Source organism: Bacillus cereus (assembly GCF_002567495.1).
Taxonomy (GTDB): domain Bacteria; phylum Bacillota; class Bacilli; order Bacillales; family Bacillaceae_G; genus Bacillus_A; species Bacillus_A cereus_AQ.
The window spans coordinates 56783-74570 of record NZ_NVAP01000054.1 but is presented as its reverse complement, the minus strand read 5'-3'; the positions used below and the strand labels follow the sequence as shown (position 1 = coordinate 74570).

The following is a 17788-nucleotide window of genomic DNA, read 5'->3' as shown; positions in this document are numbered from 1 at the left end:
AGTACGGAAAACCTTTGAACAGCCTCTTATTTTCATATGGATGCCTTACATATATCACTGATAATAATTATGAAATGCGGAAACATAATTACCATCAACTGATTCAAACATGAGAAATGAAATCCTACAGTGATTCCATTTCCCTACATAATCTAAAGTTTGGGTACACTAGATTCATGCAATGCAGGAGCTTTCAGAGTAGAAAGCGAACCTTCGTTTAAAATGATAGCATACATATCTCCCTCAAAAATATGCAAATATGCATATATAGTTTTTATTTCTCAATGTCAGAATATTGAAAATTATGAGTCGTGAAGGTAAAATAAAGTCATTATCCGTCTTCTTTTGTCAGTCATAGAGAATAGAAGAATAGGAGAGGAAAAAATGAAAAAATCATTGAAACAAAAAATAGTAAGCTCTCTGCTTGCTGTATCACTCGCTGTTAGCTTAGCTCCAGTTGGGCAAGCAAAAGCAGATTCTACGTCAGGAATTACACAAACTCCATCTATTACAAAACAGATTGATCCAAACCGTGCCATTGAACATATTCGTTTCTTATCTGAAACAATTGGTCCTCGTCCCGGTGGAACAAAATCCGAAGAATGGGCTTCTCGCTACATTGGTATGCAGTTTAAATCAATGGGCTACGAAGTAGAATATCAGCCGTTTCAGGTGCCCGATCAATACGTTGGATTCATTGAATCACCACTATCCACACAACGTAATTGGCAAGCTGGTGCTGCTCCTAATGCACTAATTTCTACAGAAGCTGTTACAGCCCCCCTTATCTTTGTTCAAGGTGGGACAAAATTAGAAGATATTCCAAATGAAGTAAATGGAAAAATTGTTTTATTTGAAAGAGGAACTACAGCCTCTGATTATAATAAACAAGTTGAAAATGCCGTGAGCAAAGGTGCAAAAGGTGTTCTCTTATACAGTTTAATTGGGGGACGTGGCAACTATGGGCAAACTTTCAATCCTCGTTTAACGAAAAAACAACCTGTACCTGTGTTTGGCCTTGCTTATGCTCAAGGAAATGCATTTAAAGAAGAAATTGCGAAAAAAGGAACAACAATCCTTTCCCTAAAAGCGAGACATGAAGCTAATTTAACATCTCTAAATGTTATCGCCAAAAAGAAACCAAAAAAGAGTGACGGTAATGAAAAAGCAGTTGTTGTAAGTTCGCACTATGATAGTGTTGTCGGAGCACCTGGTGCAAACGATAATGCTTCTGGAACTGGGTTAGTATTAGAACTAGCTCGTGCTTTTCAAAATGTAGAAACTGATAAAGAAATTCGCTTTATTACCTTTGGTTCTGAAGAAACGGGGTTACTTGGTTCGGATTATTATGTGAATGGTTTATCGCAAAAAGAACGTGACCGTATTTTAGGTGTCTTTAACGCTGATATGGTTGCAACTAATTATGATAAAGCAAAGAATTTGTACGCTATGACACCTGATGGATCTAAAAATTTTGTGACAGATGCTGCCTTGCAAGCAGGTAAACAATTAAATAATAACCTCGTCCTACAAGGTAAATTCGGTTCTAGTGATCACGTGCCATTTGCTGAAGCTGGTATTCCTGCTGCTCTATTTATTTGGATGGGTGTCGATAGTTGGAATCCATTAATCTATCATATTGAGAAGGTATACCATACGCCTCAAGATAACGTGTTAGAAAATATTTCACCTGAACGCATGAAAATGGCATTAGACGTTATCGGAACAGGGGTTTATAACTCACTTCAAAAACCTGTTAGCCAAACTGAACAAAAAGCTGCTTAATCCTTTAAAAGACCACTGATTTTTATCAGTGGTCTTTTATTGAGAAAAAATATATATGCATAAAAGCATATTTTATCCTACTCATTATCGTATACAATATTAACTGTAACGATATTGATTACAACTAATAAGGAGGCTTTTTCTACTATGAAAAAAATGGTTTTAGCAGGTGCGTTAACTTTAGCAGGAATTACTGGAGCTACCGCGTTTATTCCTGAAACAAAAGTTTCTGCTGCCGCTCAAGAACAAAGCTTTACAAAATTTTATTCTTTGCAAGCTGGAGGTAGTTCTGAACAAGAACCTATTTTTCTTCAAAAAGGACAAGAACTAACAATTCATCCCAACAGCAAAACCCCTAGCTATAGCGTTTATGATGCAGATCATAATCTTATCGGCCGATATTCTGATGGTTACGGAAGAATTTTCACTGCAAAAACAGATGGAAATATGTATGTTCAATTTCATGCACCTTACGTTTACTATAGTCCTGTTAGTTTTTCTGTTACGTATACAATTCAATAAAAAAGAGGCCTTTTACGAGGCCTTTTTTATTTCTCTTCCCAATTTATTTTTACAAATCCATCTTTCACTTTTAATCCACTTATATTAAATACATACTTTTCATTTGCTTTTAATGTAACTGTAAAATCCCCTTTTTTCGATTCGCAGATCTCTTTTAACTCTTTAATACTTTCCCCTTGTCTTTCATACAAACTAAAGCACAAGTTACCACGTTTTGCATCTGTCTCATAAGAAAATGTCACGTTTGTATCCTTCTCGTACTGCAGTTCAATATCTTTCCCCTCAATATCCCATGATGAGAACTTCGCCTCGTAACTAGTCTTCCCTTGCTTCTCACTTTCTAAATATATATCACCGGCTCTCCACGCATCATCTAACGTTTGCACAAAAGTAAAACCACTAAGCAATACAAACATTGTACTTGCCAATATCGCAACTAATGTTACTTTCTGTTTTTTAACAAAATCCAGCTTATATTCTCCTTCTACTTTCTTTTTACTTCTTCGCACCATATATAATAAAAATCCAATAAAGAATGGCAATATAATTGCTAAAACACTCCACCCTTTACTCATTTGATGTGCTTTAGTATCTGTATATACCCATGATGCAACACATATTAAAAGCACTATAAAAGCACAGAACATGATAACTCCAGCTGTCTCAAATGTAATAATTGAATTAACGAACTCTTTCATGTAATTTATACTCCTTTTTCAAAAATGTTTGTATTACAACGTATATGGGAATATATACGTGTATCATAATAACTATCGCTATAATGATGGGAATTTTGTGCTCCAAATGCGTAACAAATTGTTCTATAACAACTGTTAACAAGACGATCCAAACGACGTGAATGCAAATCAGCCATCTCTTCTCTAACTTTTGAGCCTTTCGCACGCCCTGCTTCGTATTATTTATCAGCTCTTCACTTGGAATTATCTCTTCTGCTAAGCTACTCTTTATCTTCTGTTCAAATTTATCTTCCTTCATGAACGAACCCCTCCAAATGTTCTCGCATTTTCTTTTTTGCATAATTAAGACGATACTTCACCGTACCAATCGGTATATTTAATATTTCACTCATTTCCTTATAAGAATATTGTTCATAGTAATAGAGTACGAGTACTGTTTTATATTTTTCATTTAATAATTGCATAACTTCCCGTATCATTTCCGCTTCTACCCTTTGAATAATTTCCTCTGATATATTCACTTCATCTACAAACTCTACTTCGCCACCATCTTCTTTATCAAATAAATCTAACACGCGATCTTTCCATCTTTTCTTTTTTCGATAAAAATCATAAAATGTACGAACACAAATTGTAGTAATCCACTTTTTATAATTCTCCACGTAAGAAAGTTGGTGCCTAGAGGAAAAAACCTTTATCCACGTCTCTTGAAAAATATCTTCCGCATCTTCTTTCGTTTTCGCTAACTTATAGCATAAGGAATATATTTGCTGCTTATATATATCAATTAATTCTTCTACCTTTTCTTCCATCGTAAGCCTCCTGTCATTTATATAAGACGACGCAAATTCCTCTTTTGTTTGATAAAATTTTATTTTTTTATTATCTCCATACAAAAAGGCAATCACAACATCGTGTGATTGCCTTTTACTTAAAGCGAACAGTCGGCTCCGCTTTTCTTTATTGTCCAGCTCCAGCAGCTAGAATACTCGGTGGCTTCGCGCCTTCCTCCGAGGCAAAGTACGCCTCTCTGTCAGGAGCTCCATCCCCCTCCTATTCTAAACGAGCTGCTTCCGCTTTTCTTCATTACATTTTTTCTGGTGCAGATACCCCTACGATTGCTAATGCATTTTGAAGTGTAGTGCGTACTGCTTTCATTAACTCGTAACGAGCTTTACTTAATTCTAAGTTATCTTGGTTTAATACTTTTTCTGCATTGTAGAAGCTGTGTAATGCTGCTGCTAATTCAAATGCATAGCTTGTAATGCGGTGTGGCAGACGTTTTTGTGCTGCATCCGCAACTACAGCTGGGAATTCACCAAGTTTTTTCAGTAACTCTACTTCTTTCTCAGAAGTAACAAGTTTGTAATTCACGTCTCCGCCTGTAGCTAGTCCAAGCTCTTCACCTTGACGAAGGATGCTGCATACACGAGCATGAGCGTATTGTGCATAGTATACTGGGTTTTCATTAGATGTTGATACAGCTAAGTCCATATCGAAGTCTAAATGAGAATCACCGCTACGCATTGCGAAGAAGTAACGCATTGCGTCCACGCCTACTTCTTCCATAAGCTCACGAAGTGTAACTGCTTTACCTGTACGCTTACTCATCTTCATTTTTTCACCATTTTGATACAGTTGTACCATTTGGATGATTTCTACTTCAAGCGTGTCTTTATCGTAACCAAGCGCTTGAATAGCAGCTTTCATACGAGGAATGTAACCGTGGTGGTCAGCACCCCAAATGTTAATTAATTTATCAAAACCACGCTCTAATTTATCACGGTGATAAGCAATATCTGGCGTTAAGTATGTGTAAGAACCGTCGTTTTTAATTAGTACACGGTTTTTGTCATCGCCGTAAGTCATTGAACGGAACCAAGTTGCGCCGTCCTCTTCAAAAATTTCTTCACGCTCTTTTAATACAGCAAGAGCTTGATCGATTTTTCCGTTTTTGTATAATGATGTTTCAGAGAACCATACATCAAATTTAACACGGAAGCTTTCTAAGTCCTTTTGAAGTTTTGCTAATTCATATTTCAAACCGTATGAACGATAGAACTCATAGCTTTCCTCTGCATCAGCTTTTGCATAACGATCACCAAACTCTTCCGCTAAACGTTTACCGATTCCAATGATGTCTGCACCATGGTAACCATCTTCTGGCATTTCTTTCTCTAAACCTAATGCTTGCATGTAACGAGCTTCAACAGAAAGAGCTAAGTTATTAATTTGGTTACCCGCATCGTTAATGTAGTACTCACGAGATACATCGTATCCTGCTTTCGCTAATACGTTACATAAAGTGTCACCTACTGCAGCACCGCGTGCATGTCCTAAGTGAAGGTCACCTGTTGGGTTCGCAGATACGAACTCAATTTGTACTTTTTCACCTTTACCAGTGTTCGTCTCACCGTAAGCTTCACCAGCGTTAACGATTGTTGGGATTAAGTCTGTTAAGTAGCTATTATCCATGTAGAAGTTAATGAAACCTGGACCAGCAATTTCAATTTTTTCAATAGAAGCTTTTGCTTTATCGAAGTTTGCAACTAATTCTTCTGCAATCATACGAGGTGCTTTTTTTGCAACGCGTGCAAGTTGCATTGCCATATTTGTAGAGAAATCACCATTTGTTTTATCTTTTGGAGATTCTAATATAACGTTTGGAATCTGTTCTTCTGTTGCTAATTCAGCCTTTAATACAGCGGCTTGAATTTCTTCTTTAATCAATCCTTTTACTTGCTCTAAAGAATTCATTATTTTGCCTCCTTCAAATTAATTGTAATTGTATATCTGCCAGCTTCTTGTTCACTTAGAAGCAATGCGTACGTTAAGAAGAGTTGTCCTTTTTTCTTTTCATCCGACCATTTAAAAAGAACGTTATCAGTTTTCGTTTGCAATGCAAACGTACCAAGTTCACTCGTATACGTACCCGTTGTCCATTCACCTTTCACATGCGTCTGACGCATAGAAATAGCACCTGAACGCATAATGAGAACTTGTTCATCTTGAATTTTAATAATTGTTTTCACTTCGCCTTGTTCGTTCGGCTCTTGGAATGTTACATATGTACCTTGACCTTTTACATAGTATTGACCATTTGCTTCAAAAGCAACGGTTTCCTTCCTCGCCCCTTCACGGATTTCTGTTACGAAATGAACGTGTACCGGCAAGCCTGCAAGTTGTTTCTTCACGTCTTGCACACCTTTCAAATGTTATAGATATTAAATACTACTTATAATAAATCACTTTTCCTATCATATCAAAAAAAGACGCTGTCTGTCTGCTGAAAAATCAGGAAAACTCCATTTCAAAAAATAATTCACTTCTACTTTATTTCATATGATAAAATATTTTTTAAATCTAAATATTCTTTTAATTATAGAGGTGAATTCAGTGATACCAACAAAGTTAAAAAAGGGCGATGAAATACGCGTGATTTCACCATCCTGTAGTTTAAGTATTGTTTCAAATGAAAATAGAAAACTTGCTATAAAAAGATTAACTGACATGGGCTTTCAAGTAACATTCTCAAAATATGCCGATGAGATAGATCGATTTGCTTCCTCTTCTATTTCTTCCCGCATTCAAGACCTCCATGAAGCATTTAGAGACCCTAATGTAAAAGCTATTTTGACGACACTTGGTGGATACAACTCGAATGGTTTATTGAAACATCTCAATTATGATTTAATTCGTGAAAACCCGAAATTTTTCTGTGGCTATTCTGACATTACTGCCTTAAATAATGCAATTTACGCAAAAACGGGTCTCGTTACATATTCGGGTCCCCACTTCTCTTCATTTGGAATGGAAAAAGGACTCCATTACACGGCTGATTACTTTTTACAAAGCTTAACCGCTAATGGGCCTATTGAAATCATTCCGGCGGAAACGTGGAGCGATGATTCTTGGTATATGGATCAGGAAAATCGAGAATTTATTAAAAATGAAGGATATGTTCCAATTCAAGAAGGAGAAGCGGCAGGAGATATTATCGGTGGCAATATGAGCACACTTAATTTACTACAAGGCACACCATATATGCCAAACTTACAAGGCAAAATTTTATTCCTTGAAGAAGACAGCTTAACAGGAAAATCTACACTTAAAACTTTTGATCGCTATTTACATTCACTTATGCAGCAAGCCGATTTTGAGCATGTAAAAGGCATTGTTATCGGAAGAATGCAGAAGGGAGCGGAATGTACACTAGAAGACATTCAAGAAATGATCGCTTCAAAGCCTGAACTTACACACATACCTATCATTGCAAATGCTAGTTTTGGACATACAACACCAATTTTCACTTTCCCAATTGGCGGACGTGCAAAAATCATTGCTAACAAAGAAAATACATCTATCACTATTTTAACGCACTAAAAAAGGAGCGAACGATTCGCTCCTTTTATGGTTTTTCTATTTTTTGCAACGCTTTTTGCGGGATTGACTCTTTCGGTATTTCAGCCCATCCTTTTCCTTGCATACCTTTTGCATAAATTTTTATAAAAGCACCTGCGTGCAATTCACGATTTACAATTCTTTTAATAACTTGTTGCTTCCCGTCCTCTGTATACCCTGTAAATGTATACAAATATTCGCCGTCTTTTTTCTCACCTTTATCTACAACCGCATAATAATCTTGAATTTCTTTATTTGAAAAGAAGTTGTCTACAAAAGCATGTACACCTTCTGTTTTTGTGTTTAAATAATACGCTGTTCCCCCTAAAATGATGGCAAATACAGCTAAAACTTTAATTACCAATTTCATACATGCGCCTCCTGTTTGCACTTCTTTCTCACTAGTATTATATCTATACTTGTATTATACGGAAAAGAGCATACTATACTCTATCGAAAAGTCTTACACTTTCCTTACATTATTGTAAGGGATTTTTTCTTACAGCAATTTCCCAAGAAAAAATTTTTCCGTTTCATACACTTTTATATTATTATTAAATGATACGAATTTTTATCCCGCATTAACGGGCAGTAAGACTCCCACCCCCAAATGCGGTGAATACGGGAAAAGTCGGTGGGAAACAACTGCCCGTAAATGCCCGATTGGTTCAACTAATAATCAGTGGGAAGGGACAAAACACCCACTGATTAAAGTTTCACTTTATTACAAAAATCAAAGGAGACAATTTTCAAATGGCTATCTTGCAAGGTTTAGCACTATTACTTGTTGTACTTTGTCTATTTACACTTTTCAGTTACCGTGCTCCTTACGGAATGAAAGCAATGGGTGCTTTAGCTAATGCAGCAATCGCAAGTTTTCTTATTGAAGCATTTCACCGTTATATTGGTGGAGAAATGTTTCATAATAACTTTTTACAATCAGTAGGGGAAGCTTCTGGTAGTATGAGCGGTGTCGCAGCAGCGATTTTAGTCGCATTAGCAATCGGTGTTTCACCCGTATACGCTGTTTTAATCGGTATCGCTACTAGCGGATTCGGTATTTTACCAGGATTTTTCGCTGGATACGTTTGTGCATTCATCGTGAAATTTCTCGAAAAGAAATTACCAGCTGGTGTAGAATTTTTAGCAATTCTATTTATCGCTGCACCAATCTCACGCGGGATGGCAATGCTTATGGATCCACTCGTTAACGCCACACTCGGTAAAATCGGTTCTATGATTTCAGTTGCAACTACAGAAAGTCCTATCATTATGGGTATTATGCTTGGCGGATTAATCACCGTTATTTCTACATCTCCACTGAGTTCTATGGCACTAACTGCCATGCTTGGATTAACAGGTTTACCAATGGCAATTGGTAGTCTTGCCGTAGCAGCTTCAGCCCCAATGAACTTTATTTTCTTTAAACGATTAAAGATTTGTTCAAAGAAAGATACAATTGCTGTAGCAATCGAGCCTTTAACACAAGCCGATGTTGTCTCAGCAAATCCAATTCCAATTTATATGACAAACTTCGTTGGCGGTGCACTTGCCGGTATTATTACATCGCTATTCCAGCTCGTTAATAATGCGCCAGGAACAGCATCACCAATTCCAGGTCTTCTTGTCCTATTCGGATTTAATGACGTTATAAAAGTAACGATCGCTGCCGTACTATGTGGAATCGTTACCACTATTGTTGGTTACGTTGGATCAATTGTATTCCGCAAATATCCAATCCGCTCTGCCGATGAAATTCGCGGCATTAATTCGGAAGAGAAAGTTGCATAAGAAAAAGAGTTGTTCTCAAATGATGAGAATAACTCTTTTTTTGTCCAGCTACAGCGGCTAGAATGGTCGGTGGCTTCGCTTCTTCCTTCGAGGCAAAAAGCGCCTCTACGTCTGAAGCTCCATCCCCCTCACATTCTGAGCGAGCCGCTTCCGCTTTTACTTTATCCAGCTACAGCGGCTAGAATGGTCGGTGGCTTCACTTCTTCCTTCGAGGCAAAAAGCACCTCTACGTCTGAAGCTCCATCCCCCTCACATTCTGAGCGAGCCGCTTCCGCTTTTATTTCTATCCAGTTACGCCTCCTAGACCCTTGCGTCTAAGAAACTTAGTCACCGGGTCTAAACAGTCGGTTTCACTTTTACTTCACCCAACCGAGCAGCATTTCCCGCACGAATTTGCTTGCTGCGACTGGTGTTTGATCACTATGGTCGTAGACAGGAGCTACCTCAACTAAGTCTGCTCCAACTACATTTATATTTGAATTTGCAATTGCTACGATGGAATCTAATAATTCTTTAGATGTGATACCTCCAGCTTCTAACGTTCCTGTTCCTGGAGCGTGAGCTGGGTCTAATACGTCAATGTCAATTGTGACATAGACTGGGCGTCCTGCTAGTTTCGGTAATACTTCTTTTAACGGTTCTAATACGTCAAATTTGTATAAGTTCATACCTACTTCTTTCGCCCATTCAAACTCTTCCTTCATTCCAGAACGAATTCCGAAAGAATATACGTTTTCCGGACCAATTAAATCACACACTTTACGAATTGGTGTAGAGTGGGATAAAGGCTCCCCTTCATACGATTCACGTAAATCAGTATGAGCATCCATGTGGATGATTGCTAAATCCGGATATTTTTTTGCCATTGCCTTAAAAATTGGCCAAGACACTAAGTGCTCACCGCCGAGACCTAGTGGAAACTTATCGGCATCTAAAAGTTTTGATACATACTCTTCAATCATGTCTATGCTGCGTTGTGCGTTTCCGAATGGTAATGGGATATCACCCGCATCAAAATATTTTACCTCTTCTAGTTCACGATCTAAATACGGACTATATTCTTCAAGACCGATTGATACTTCACGAATACGTGCAGGGCCAAAACGAGATCCTGGACGGTAGCTTACTGTCCAATCCATAGGCATCCCATAAATAACTACCTTTGACTCTTCAAAACTTGGATGACTTTTAATAAATACTTTACCTGAATAAGCTTCATCAAAACGCATATTCTTTTCCTCCTTATGTGGAACTTAAGGTATCCCAACCTTTCACTATTTCTCAAATTTGGAGCGAATTGCTCCTCTTTCTCGATTTACCGGGGTCTTCTTTTTAACAACAAGAAGACGATTTCCTCTACAGAAGTGTAAGTAGCTAGCATGTTCAAGTCTTCTGGACAAACACCTTAAATGAGCTACTCACACTTTATTTGTTCAAATTCGATTTTCTTACTTAATTAAATCGCCAACAAATTTCGGTAATGCGAATGCTGCATTGTGCAATTCTTTTGTGTAGTATTTCGTTTCGATTTCGTGGAAACGCTCTTCACTTACTTCTAATGGATCATGTTTTTTAGATCCGATTGTGAACGTCCAAAGACCACTTGGGTATGTTGGAATGTTCGCTGTGTATAAACGAGTAATTGGGAAAATCTCTTTTACATCTTTAAACACAGTTGTAATTAACTCTGGTGTGAACCAAGGGTTGTCCGTTTGTGCAACGAAAATACCGTCTTCTTTTAATGCTTTAGAGATTCCAGCGTAGAAACCTTTCGTAAATAAGTTTACTGCTGGTCCTACTGGCTCAGTAGAATCTACCATGATTACGTCGTATTCATTTTCGCTTTCTGCGATGTGTAGGAAACCGTCCCCTACTTTTACTTCTACACGCTCATTATCTAATGCGCCTGCGATTGATGGTAAGTATTGTTTAGAGTACTCAATTACTTTTCCATCAATTTCAACAAGAGTTGCTTTCTTTACGCTTGGGTGTTTTAGCACTTCACGAATAACACCGCCATCGCCACCACCAACAACTAATACGTTCTCAGGGTTTGGATGTGTAAATAAAGGTACGTGCGCTACCATTTCATGATAAACGAACTCGTCTTTTTCTGTTGTCATAACCATGCCGTCTAAAATAAGCATGTTTCCGAACTCTTCCGTTTCAACCATATCAAGTTTCTGGAATTCTGTTTGCTCCGTATGTAATGTGCGGTTAATACGCGCCGTAATCCCAAAATGTTTTGTTTGTTTCTCAGTGAACCATAGTTCCATCGTACAATCACGCCTTTCAATGCAAATTTATAATGAGGACATCATTAATGTCCCCTAACAAAAATAAAACAAAACATCCAAAAAGTATAGTTAAAAGTACAAAAATACCGAAAATATATTTTAGTCAGAGGGTTCTAACATATATGCATAAAGAAAACCCTTTCTTAAGAAAGGGCCTTTGTCTCTAGTTCTACTGGTTTACGAATTGGAATTAGGATCATAATACAACCAACTAACACAACAATTCCCCCAACTAAAAATGGACTTTGTGGTGAAACTGTGTGCCCGATAACTCCTGATAGAATTGGAGCAATTGCTCCACCTAGCCAACGAACGAAGTTATAAACACCTGATGTAACAGATCTTTCATAAGGTGAAATATCCATTACATAACTTGTATATAATGCATTGTTTAAGCCTGATGCCAATCCTGATAAAACGATAAGAGTAATTTGTAACCACATAATTTGAACAAAGAATAATGCAATTAATAAAATGGCAAATACAAGTAGACTAGCTTTCAATAATGTTTTCGGTTCATACTTCCCTTCTAGCTTATGTGCTAAAATTGCCGAACCGTAAGCTAACGCTAATCCCCATCCACAAAATACAAATCCTAATTGAATAGCAGATAAATGCATAATAAGTGGTGAATACGCTAACACGACGAAAAATCCGTAGTAGTATAACATCCCTGAAATAGCACCTTGCATAAAGGGTTTATACTTCACTAGGTTAACTAATTCCCCTACACCTGCCGCCTTACGTTTCACTTTTCGCTCCGGCTCTTTTACAAAAAAGAATACTAAAATAAACGCTAAGAAAATTAAAATACTCGTTGCGAAAAACGGATAACGCCAAGAATGACCACCTAATATTCCACCTAATAACGGTCCGCCAGCCATACCTAAGCCGATAGCTGCTTCGTATAATCCTACTGCTTCATGAACTTCTTTACTTAATGCTATTAACAGTGTCATTGCTGTAGCAAAAAACATCGCATTTCCTAATCCCCATCCAGCGCGGAAAAGAGATAATTGAGCAATCGTTTGCGATATACCACATATAAACGCAAATACAGTCACAATCGCAAGACCAATTGTCATCATCCGTTTATCACCAAATCTCGATGCAAATATGCCAGCTGGTAACATCATGATTGCCATCGTTAAAATATAAGCGGTAAATAACATTTCAACTTGCCAATGCGTTGCGCCAATTTTCTCAGCAATAATCGGCAAAATCGGGTCGACTACTCCTATACCCGAAAAGGCAAGGAAGGTAGCCACCACTGTAATCAATCTCCCTAGTTTTTGTTTTCTCTCCATTTTAATTACTCTCCTTTTGTGCTCTCTAAAAATGTTACTGCACGATGTAAACTATCTTCAAGTTCTGCCTTTACACGCTGCATTTGCTCCATTTTTTCGTCTAACGTTTGCACTTGATTTTCAAGCATATCTTTAATTTCTTGAATCACTTCACGGTCTCGAGGGTTCTCGCTATTTCTTCTTTGTTCCATTCTTTCTTTTAGTGATAAGAAATGCTGCATTTCTTGAAGTGTGATTCCTAGCACTTCTTTCGCTTCTACAATTCTTTTAATTCTTGCAATATCCTCATCCGTATACAGACGAATATTCCCCTCACTACGTTCTGGAGGATGAATTAAACCAATTTCCTCATAATAACGAAGTGTACGTTTTGTTAAACCGACTTGCTTTGTTACTTCATCAATTTTATACATGTTTATTCCTCCCTTCACTTGATTATTACATTTTACGTTAACGTTAACTTTTCTGCAACTGTTAGACTTTTGTAAATGTTTGTCCTATTAAATTGTATTTTTTCCAAAGCAGTTTCATAATGAAAGAAAAGAGATGATAAGGAGAATTTCACATGAGTAAACCACTTATTTTCGCTCACCGCGGAGTAAAAGGAACACATCCCGAAAATACGATGATTGCCTTCCAAGAAGCTGAACGCATTGGCTCTCACGGAATTGAACTCGATGTCCACCTATCAAAAGATGGTGAACTTGTCGTAATTCACGATGAAACCGTTGAGCGTACAACAAATGGCGTTGGACTTGTTTCGGAAAAAACGGTAGAGGAACTACAATCATTGGACGCCGGTAGCTATAAAGACCCTTCTTTCCATGAAGCAAAAATCCCAACGTTGCGCGAGGTTTTTATTTGGCTTTCCACAACGAACTTACAACTAAATATTGAATTAAAGACAGATGTTATTCATTACCCAAATATTGAGGAAAAAGCTGTTGCACTTGTGCGTGAATTTCATCTTTCTAATCAAATTGTATTTTCATCATTTAACCATGACTCTGTTTCATTATTAGCAGAAATTGCTCCTGAAATCCCAAGAGCAATTTTATATGATACACCGATTGCTGATCCAATTGCCGAGGCAAAACGTAGAGAAGCAAGTGGATTACATCCAAACTTCCAGCTATTAACGAAAGAATTTGTACGATTAGCACAAGAACAAGGATATGTTTTCCGTCCGTATACAATTAACGAATACAAAGATTTACAAACTATGATTGATTATGGTGTAGATGTCATCATTACCGATTGGCCTGCACGTGCCTTTGAGCTCCTTTCTTAATTGAAGGAGCTTTTTTATTTTCGAAATTTCATTGTTTAAAATAAACGAAAATCCTCAATACTAATACAATAACGCTTGTATTAATGAGGGGCTGAAAAAAGATGGATCAAACTATGAATCCAAAACTTAAAAAATATAAACGTCTTTTCTTCACCGCAATGTTTTCTTGCGTCCTTTTCTTCGTTTTTTCCTTTTTTGTTATTATTATAGTTGCAAAAATCATGGGACCTCCCCCTGTTGCGGTCCCGCAAACAAGCGTCTTTTACGCAAACGATGATACTGTTATTGGACAAAGTAATGAAATTCAAAAGCGTTACAATGTCTCTCTTAATGAAATTTCACCTTATGTAAAAGAAGCGACTCTTTCTATCGAAGATCAAAGGTTTTATAAACATCATGGCTTCGATATGAAACGGATTGCAGGTGCAATTGTTGCTGATTTAAAAGCGATGGCAAAAGTACAAGGAGCTAGTACGATTACACAACAATACGCGCGTAATCTGTATTTAGATCATGATAAAACGTGGAAACGGAAATTATTAGAGGCAATGTACACTGTCCGCCTTGAAGTGAACTATAATAAAAATCATATTTTAGAAGGATATTTAAATACAATTTATTACGGGCATGGCGCTTACGGCATTGAAGCTGCGTCCCGTCTATATTTCGATAAAACAGCAAAAGAGTTAACATTAGCAGAAGCTAGCATGCTCGCTGGTATTCCAAAAGGCCCAAGTGTCTATTCTCCTTTTTTGAAAGAGGATCGTGCTAAAGGACGACAAGCTCTCATATTAGATGAAATGGTAGAACAGGGCTATATTACGAAGCAACAAGCAGCTTTAGCAAAGAAAGAGCCGCTAACTTTTGCCTCATTAGATACGAAAAAAGTAGCAGAGGTCGCACCATATTTCCAAGATGCTGTACAAGCTTCGCTTCTTCGTGACGTTGGATTAGACGAACAAGCTTTACAACGAGGTGGCTTGCGAATTTACACAACGCTAGATCCTAAACTACAAGCTGTAGCAGAGCAAGCTGTAAAAGATCATATACCTGACACAACAAACATACAAACTGCTCTCGTCTCTATGAATCCAACGACAGGTGAAGTGGCTGCTCTTGTTGGTGGAACTGATTATAATACGAGTCAATTTAACAGGGCCACACAAGCCGTTCGTCAGCCTGGTTCTACATTCAAGCCATTTCTGTATTATGCAGCATTAGAACGAGGATTCACGCCTGCTACGCGCTTAAAAAGCGAATATACTGTATTTACTTTAGGTGACGGCGTTTCAAAGTATAAACCGAAAAACTATAAAGATTATTATGCAGATGATTTCGTAACGATGGCACAAGCTCTCGCAGTCTCTGATAACATATATGCTGTAAAAACGAATTTATTTTTAGGAGATGACACGCTCGCAAAAACAGCGAAACAATTTGGTATTACAAGCGCATTAAAAGATGTACCTTCTCTAGCTCTCGGCACATCACCCGTAAAACCAATTGAAATGGTTAACGCTTATAGCATGTTCGCAAACGGTGGAAAAGAAGTAAAACCAACTTTCATTCGCCGCATTATGGATCATGAAGGAAATATATTATACGATGCTCATTTGGAGAGTAAACAAGTTCTCGACAAGAGCAAAGCGTTTGTAATGGAAGAAATGATGACTGGTATGTTTAATAAAAAACTAAGCAGCTATGCTGCTGTGACTGGTCAATCAATGTTATCAAAATTATCAAGAACATATGCCGGCAAATCTGGTTCTACCGAAACGGATAGTTGGATGATTGGATTTACCCCACAAATCGTAACTGGTGTATGGGTTGGATACGATCAACCTAAATCTATTTCAAACGTAGCAGAACAAGGATATGCAAAGAAAATATGGACCGATACGATGGAGAAAGGCTTAGATGGACAGCCTAAAAAAGAATTTAAACAACCAGGTGACGTCGTAGCGGTTAATATAAACCCAGAAAATGGTAAAATCGCTACAAAAAATTGTCCTATTTCTGTGAAAATGTATTTCGCAAAAGGTACAGAACCAACTGAATATTGTATGGATCATGTTGATGATAAAGAAGAGTTTGAAAAGACAACTGAAGAAAAGAAAAAAACAAGTTGGTGGAAAAAATATCTTCCTTGGTAAAAAAATAGCTGACGGGCATCCGTCAGCTATTTTTTATTCACTTAATAATGCACGGCGCAATTCTTCACTAGATTCGTTCCAAATTGCTTCATTATGTTCTTTCAAGAACGTACCAAGTACTTTTTTAGATGATTCATCCATATGGTCAACCATAATGTGACGCTTCATTGATTTATCCATTTTGTTTACGTGCTCTGGAAGTGATTTATATCCGCGGCGAATTTCACGGTCAACTGTCATTTCACAAGCTGTTACACCTGCGTAATAAGCACCTGTTGCAGTTCTTTCAATCGTTACCCATACAAGCCAAAATGGTTTTCCGTTTGGAACTTCATCTTTATTTGTTAAAAACTTAATACCTTTTTCTACTGTACTACGCGCATGCATCGCACCGATATCAACGAATGCAGTCTTCTCTAGTACATCAACAAATACAGGTGAAATGTTTTCTAAACTTAATGCCCCAACGCCAAATCCACCATGTCCATCTGTTGAATCATTTTTCACGATATTAAAACCGATTTTTTTCTTTTTCTCTGTCATATGTAAGCTCCTCCTCTTTTAAAGGCCGAAAATAGGCGCAATGATATTCTGTAAAAATATTAATACATACGGAATAACAACATTGAAAATAGGCTGGATTGTGTAATTACTAAGCGGTGTAATAACAAGAATTAATAACGCAATTGCCCCGTATTTTTCATACTGTGTCATTTTCGCACGGATCTTTGCTGGCGCTAAATCTTCCACAACTCGATATCCATCAAGCGGTGGGATTGGTAATAAATTAAATACAAGTAAAACGATATTAAGCATAATAAAAATCTGGAAAAATTGAGCTAACGTATCTGCTACTGCAGATGGAATTGAGTATAATACACCAAATTTTAATAAGCTATACCAAATAATTAAACCAATTGCACTTAAAATTAAGTTACTAATTGGACCTGCAATCGAAACTAATATACCAGCAAGACGTGGTCTTTTAAAATTATACGGGTTAACAGGAACTGGTCTTGCCCAACCGAAACCAAGAATTAATACAGCAATCATCCCGATAGGATCTAAATGCGCCATCGGTGATAAAGTTAAGCGGCCTTGTCTCTTTGCTGTATCGTCTCCAAATTTATATGCAACATATGCATGCGCAAATTCATGCACTGATAACGCAATAATAATGGCCATTGCTACCAATGGAATTTGGTGCAACGGATATCTAAATAACTGATCCATACTTCATCTCCTCTTCAATATGTCAAAAAAGAAATTATTTGTTTTTTTCGATTGTTCTTCCCCATAATCCGCTATAATAAGAGTGTAACTTACATAAAAGGAGCGATTGTACATGCCATACGTAACAGTGAAAATGCTAGAAGGACGCACAGAGGAACAAAAGAAAGCTCTTGCTGAGAAAGTAACAGCAGCAGTAAGCGAGACAACTGGTGCTCCTGAAGAAAACATCGTTGTCTTCATCGAAGAAATGTCTAAAAACCATTATGCAGTTGGCGGAAAACGCTTAAGCGACAAATAATTTCAAGTTTTT

Annotated in this window: 19 protein-coding genes; 7 read left to right on the top strand and 12 right to left on the bottom strand. The window is 37.4% G+C overall.

Annotation, left to right across the window (positions count from 1 at the left end):
- Positions 1 to 384: 384 nt before the first annotated feature.
- Complete coding sequence (locus COK05_RS25895) at positions 385 to 1785, top strand: M28 family metallopeptidase (protein WP_098614835.1); 1401 nt, start codon at positions 385 to 387, stop codon at positions 1783 to 1785.
- 147 nt (positions 1786 to 1932) lie between these two features.
- The gene (locus COK05_RS25890; RefSeq protein WP_098614834.1) at positions 1933 to 2307 is read left to right on the top strand and encodes a hypothetical protein; all 375 of its coding nucleotides are present in this window, start codon (positions 1933 to 1935) and stop codon (positions 2305 to 2307) included.
- 26 nt (positions 2308 to 2333) lie between these two features.
- On the opposite strand, the gene COK05_RS25885 is transcribed toward COK05_RS25890, so the two are convergent.
- From COK05_RS25885 to COK05_RS25860, 5 genes are all read right to left on the bottom strand, one after another.
- Positions 2334 to 3005, bottom strand: coding sequence for an anti-sigma factor (locus COK05_RS25885; protein WP_098614833.1), 672 nt, complete (start codon positions 3003 to 3005; stop codon positions 2334 to 2336).
- Complete coding sequence (locus COK05_RS25880; RefSeq protein ID WP_098614832.1) at positions 2989 to 3303, bottom strand: anti-sigma factor; 315 nt, start codon at positions 3301 to 3303, stop codon at positions 2989 to 2991. The genes COK05_RS25885 and COK05_RS25880 overlap by 17 nt, the downstream gene beginning before the upstream one ends.
- Positions 3290 to 3817 carry an RNA polymerase sigma factor gene (locus COK05_RS25875; RefSeq protein ID WP_098614831.1) on the bottom strand — a complete coding sequence of 176 codons (528 nt, stop codon included), beginning with the start codon at positions 3815 to 3817 and terminating at the stop codon, positions 3290 to 3292. The genes COK05_RS25880 and COK05_RS25875 overlap by 14 nt, the downstream gene beginning before the upstream one ends.
- Positions 3818 to 4091: 274 nt before the next feature.
- Complete coding sequence (argS, locus tag COK05_RS25865; RefSeq protein WP_098614830.1) at positions 4092 to 5762, bottom strand: arginine--tRNA ligase; 1671 nt, start codon at positions 5760 to 5762, stop codon at positions 4092 to 4094.
- Entirely contained in the window at positions 5762 to 6199 is a 438-nt protein-coding gene (locus COK05_RS25860) for a DUF1934 domain-containing protein (RefSeq protein WP_000744343.1), read from the bottom strand. Before COK05_RS25860 ends, argS begins: the two co-directional genes overlap by 1 nt.
- Before the next feature lie 202 nt (positions 6200 to 6401).
- Between COK05_RS25860 and COK05_RS25855 the strand changes: the two genes are divergently transcribed.
- The gene (locus COK05_RS25855; protein WP_098614829.1) at positions 6402 to 7388 is read left to right on the top strand and encodes a S66 family peptidase; all 987 of its coding nucleotides are present in this window, start codon (positions 6402 to 6404) and stop codon (positions 7386 to 7388) included.
- 25 nt (positions 7389 to 7413) lie between these two features.
- On the opposite strand, the gene COK05_RS25850 is transcribed toward COK05_RS25855, so the two are convergent.
- Positions 7414 to 7776 (bottom strand): YxeA family protein, encoded by a 363-nt coding sequence (locus tag COK05_RS25850; protein WP_098614828.1) that lies wholly within the window; start codon positions 7774 to 7776, stop codon positions 7414 to 7416.
- 383 nt (positions 7777 to 8159) lie between these two features.
- Between COK05_RS25850 and COK05_RS25840 the strand changes: the two genes are divergently transcribed.
- Entirely contained in the window at positions 8160 to 9197 is a 1038-nt protein-coding gene (locus tag COK05_RS25840; RefSeq protein ID WP_098614827.1) for a PTS sugar transporter subunit IIC, read from the top strand.
- Between the two features lie 356 nt (positions 9198 to 9553).
- Here the strand turns inward: COK05_RS25840 and speB are convergent, their stop codons facing one another.
- The 4 genes from speB to COK05_RS25810 form a co-directional block, all read right to left on the bottom strand.
- Positions 9554 to 10426 (bottom strand): agmatinase, encoded by an 873-nt coding sequence (speB, locus tag COK05_RS25825; protein WP_060632990.1) that lies wholly within the window; start codon positions 10424 to 10426, stop codon positions 9554 to 9556.
- 219 nt (positions 10427 to 10645) lie between these two features.
- Positions 10646 to 11473, bottom strand: a complete 828-nt coding sequence (gene speE / locus COK05_RS25820) for a polyamine aminopropyltransferase (RefSeq protein ID WP_000424696.1) — start codon at positions 11471 to 11473, stop codon at positions 10646 to 10648.
- Positions 11474 to 11637: 164 nt separating this feature from the next.
- Positions 11638 to 12801, bottom strand: a complete 1164-nt coding sequence (locus COK05_RS25815) for an MFS transporter (RefSeq protein ID WP_098614826.1) — start codon at positions 12799 to 12801, stop codon at positions 11638 to 11640.
- A gap of 5 nt (positions 12802 to 12806) precedes the next feature.
- Entirely contained in the window at positions 12807 to 13214 is a 408-nt protein-coding gene (locus COK05_RS25810) for a MerR family transcriptional regulator (protein ID WP_098614825.1), read from the bottom strand.
- Positions 13215 to 13366: 152 nt separating this feature from the next.
- On the opposite strand from COK05_RS25810, the gene COK05_RS25805 reads away from it, so the two are divergent.
- Together COK05_RS25805 and COK05_RS25800 are read left to right on the top strand one after the other, a co-directional pair.
- Entirely contained in the window at positions 13367 to 14092 is a 726-nt protein-coding gene (locus COK05_RS25805; RefSeq protein WP_098614824.1) for a glycerophosphodiester phosphodiesterase, read from the top strand.
- A 101-nt stretch (positions 14093 to 14193) separates the two neighbouring features.
- Positions 14194 to 16245 carry a transglycosylase domain-containing protein gene (locus COK05_RS25800; RefSeq protein WP_098614823.1) on the top strand — a complete coding sequence of 684 codons (2052 nt, stop codon included), beginning with the start codon at positions 14194 to 14196 and terminating at the stop codon, positions 16243 to 16245.
- A gap of 33 nt (positions 16246 to 16278) precedes the next feature.
- On the opposite strand, the gene COK05_RS25795 is transcribed toward COK05_RS25800, so the two are convergent.
- Entirely contained in the window at positions 16279 to 16788 is a 510-nt protein-coding gene (locus COK05_RS25795) for a YwhD family protein (protein ID WP_000136683.1), read from the bottom strand.
- 18 nt (positions 16789 to 16806) lie between these two features.
- The gene (locus COK05_RS25790) at positions 16807 to 17478 is read right to left on the bottom strand and encodes a site-2 protease family protein (protein WP_098614822.1); all 672 of its coding nucleotides are present in this window, start codon (positions 17476 to 17478) and stop codon (positions 16807 to 16809) included.
- A 112-nt stretch (positions 17479 to 17590) separates the two neighbouring features.
- Between COK05_RS25790 and COK05_RS25785 the strand changes: the two genes are divergently transcribed.
- Complete coding sequence (locus COK05_RS25785) at positions 17591 to 17776, top strand: 2-hydroxymuconate tautomerase (RefSeq protein WP_001147171.1); 186 nt, start codon at positions 17591 to 17593, stop codon at positions 17774 to 17776.
- Positions 17777 to 17788 lie beyond the last annotated feature (12 nt).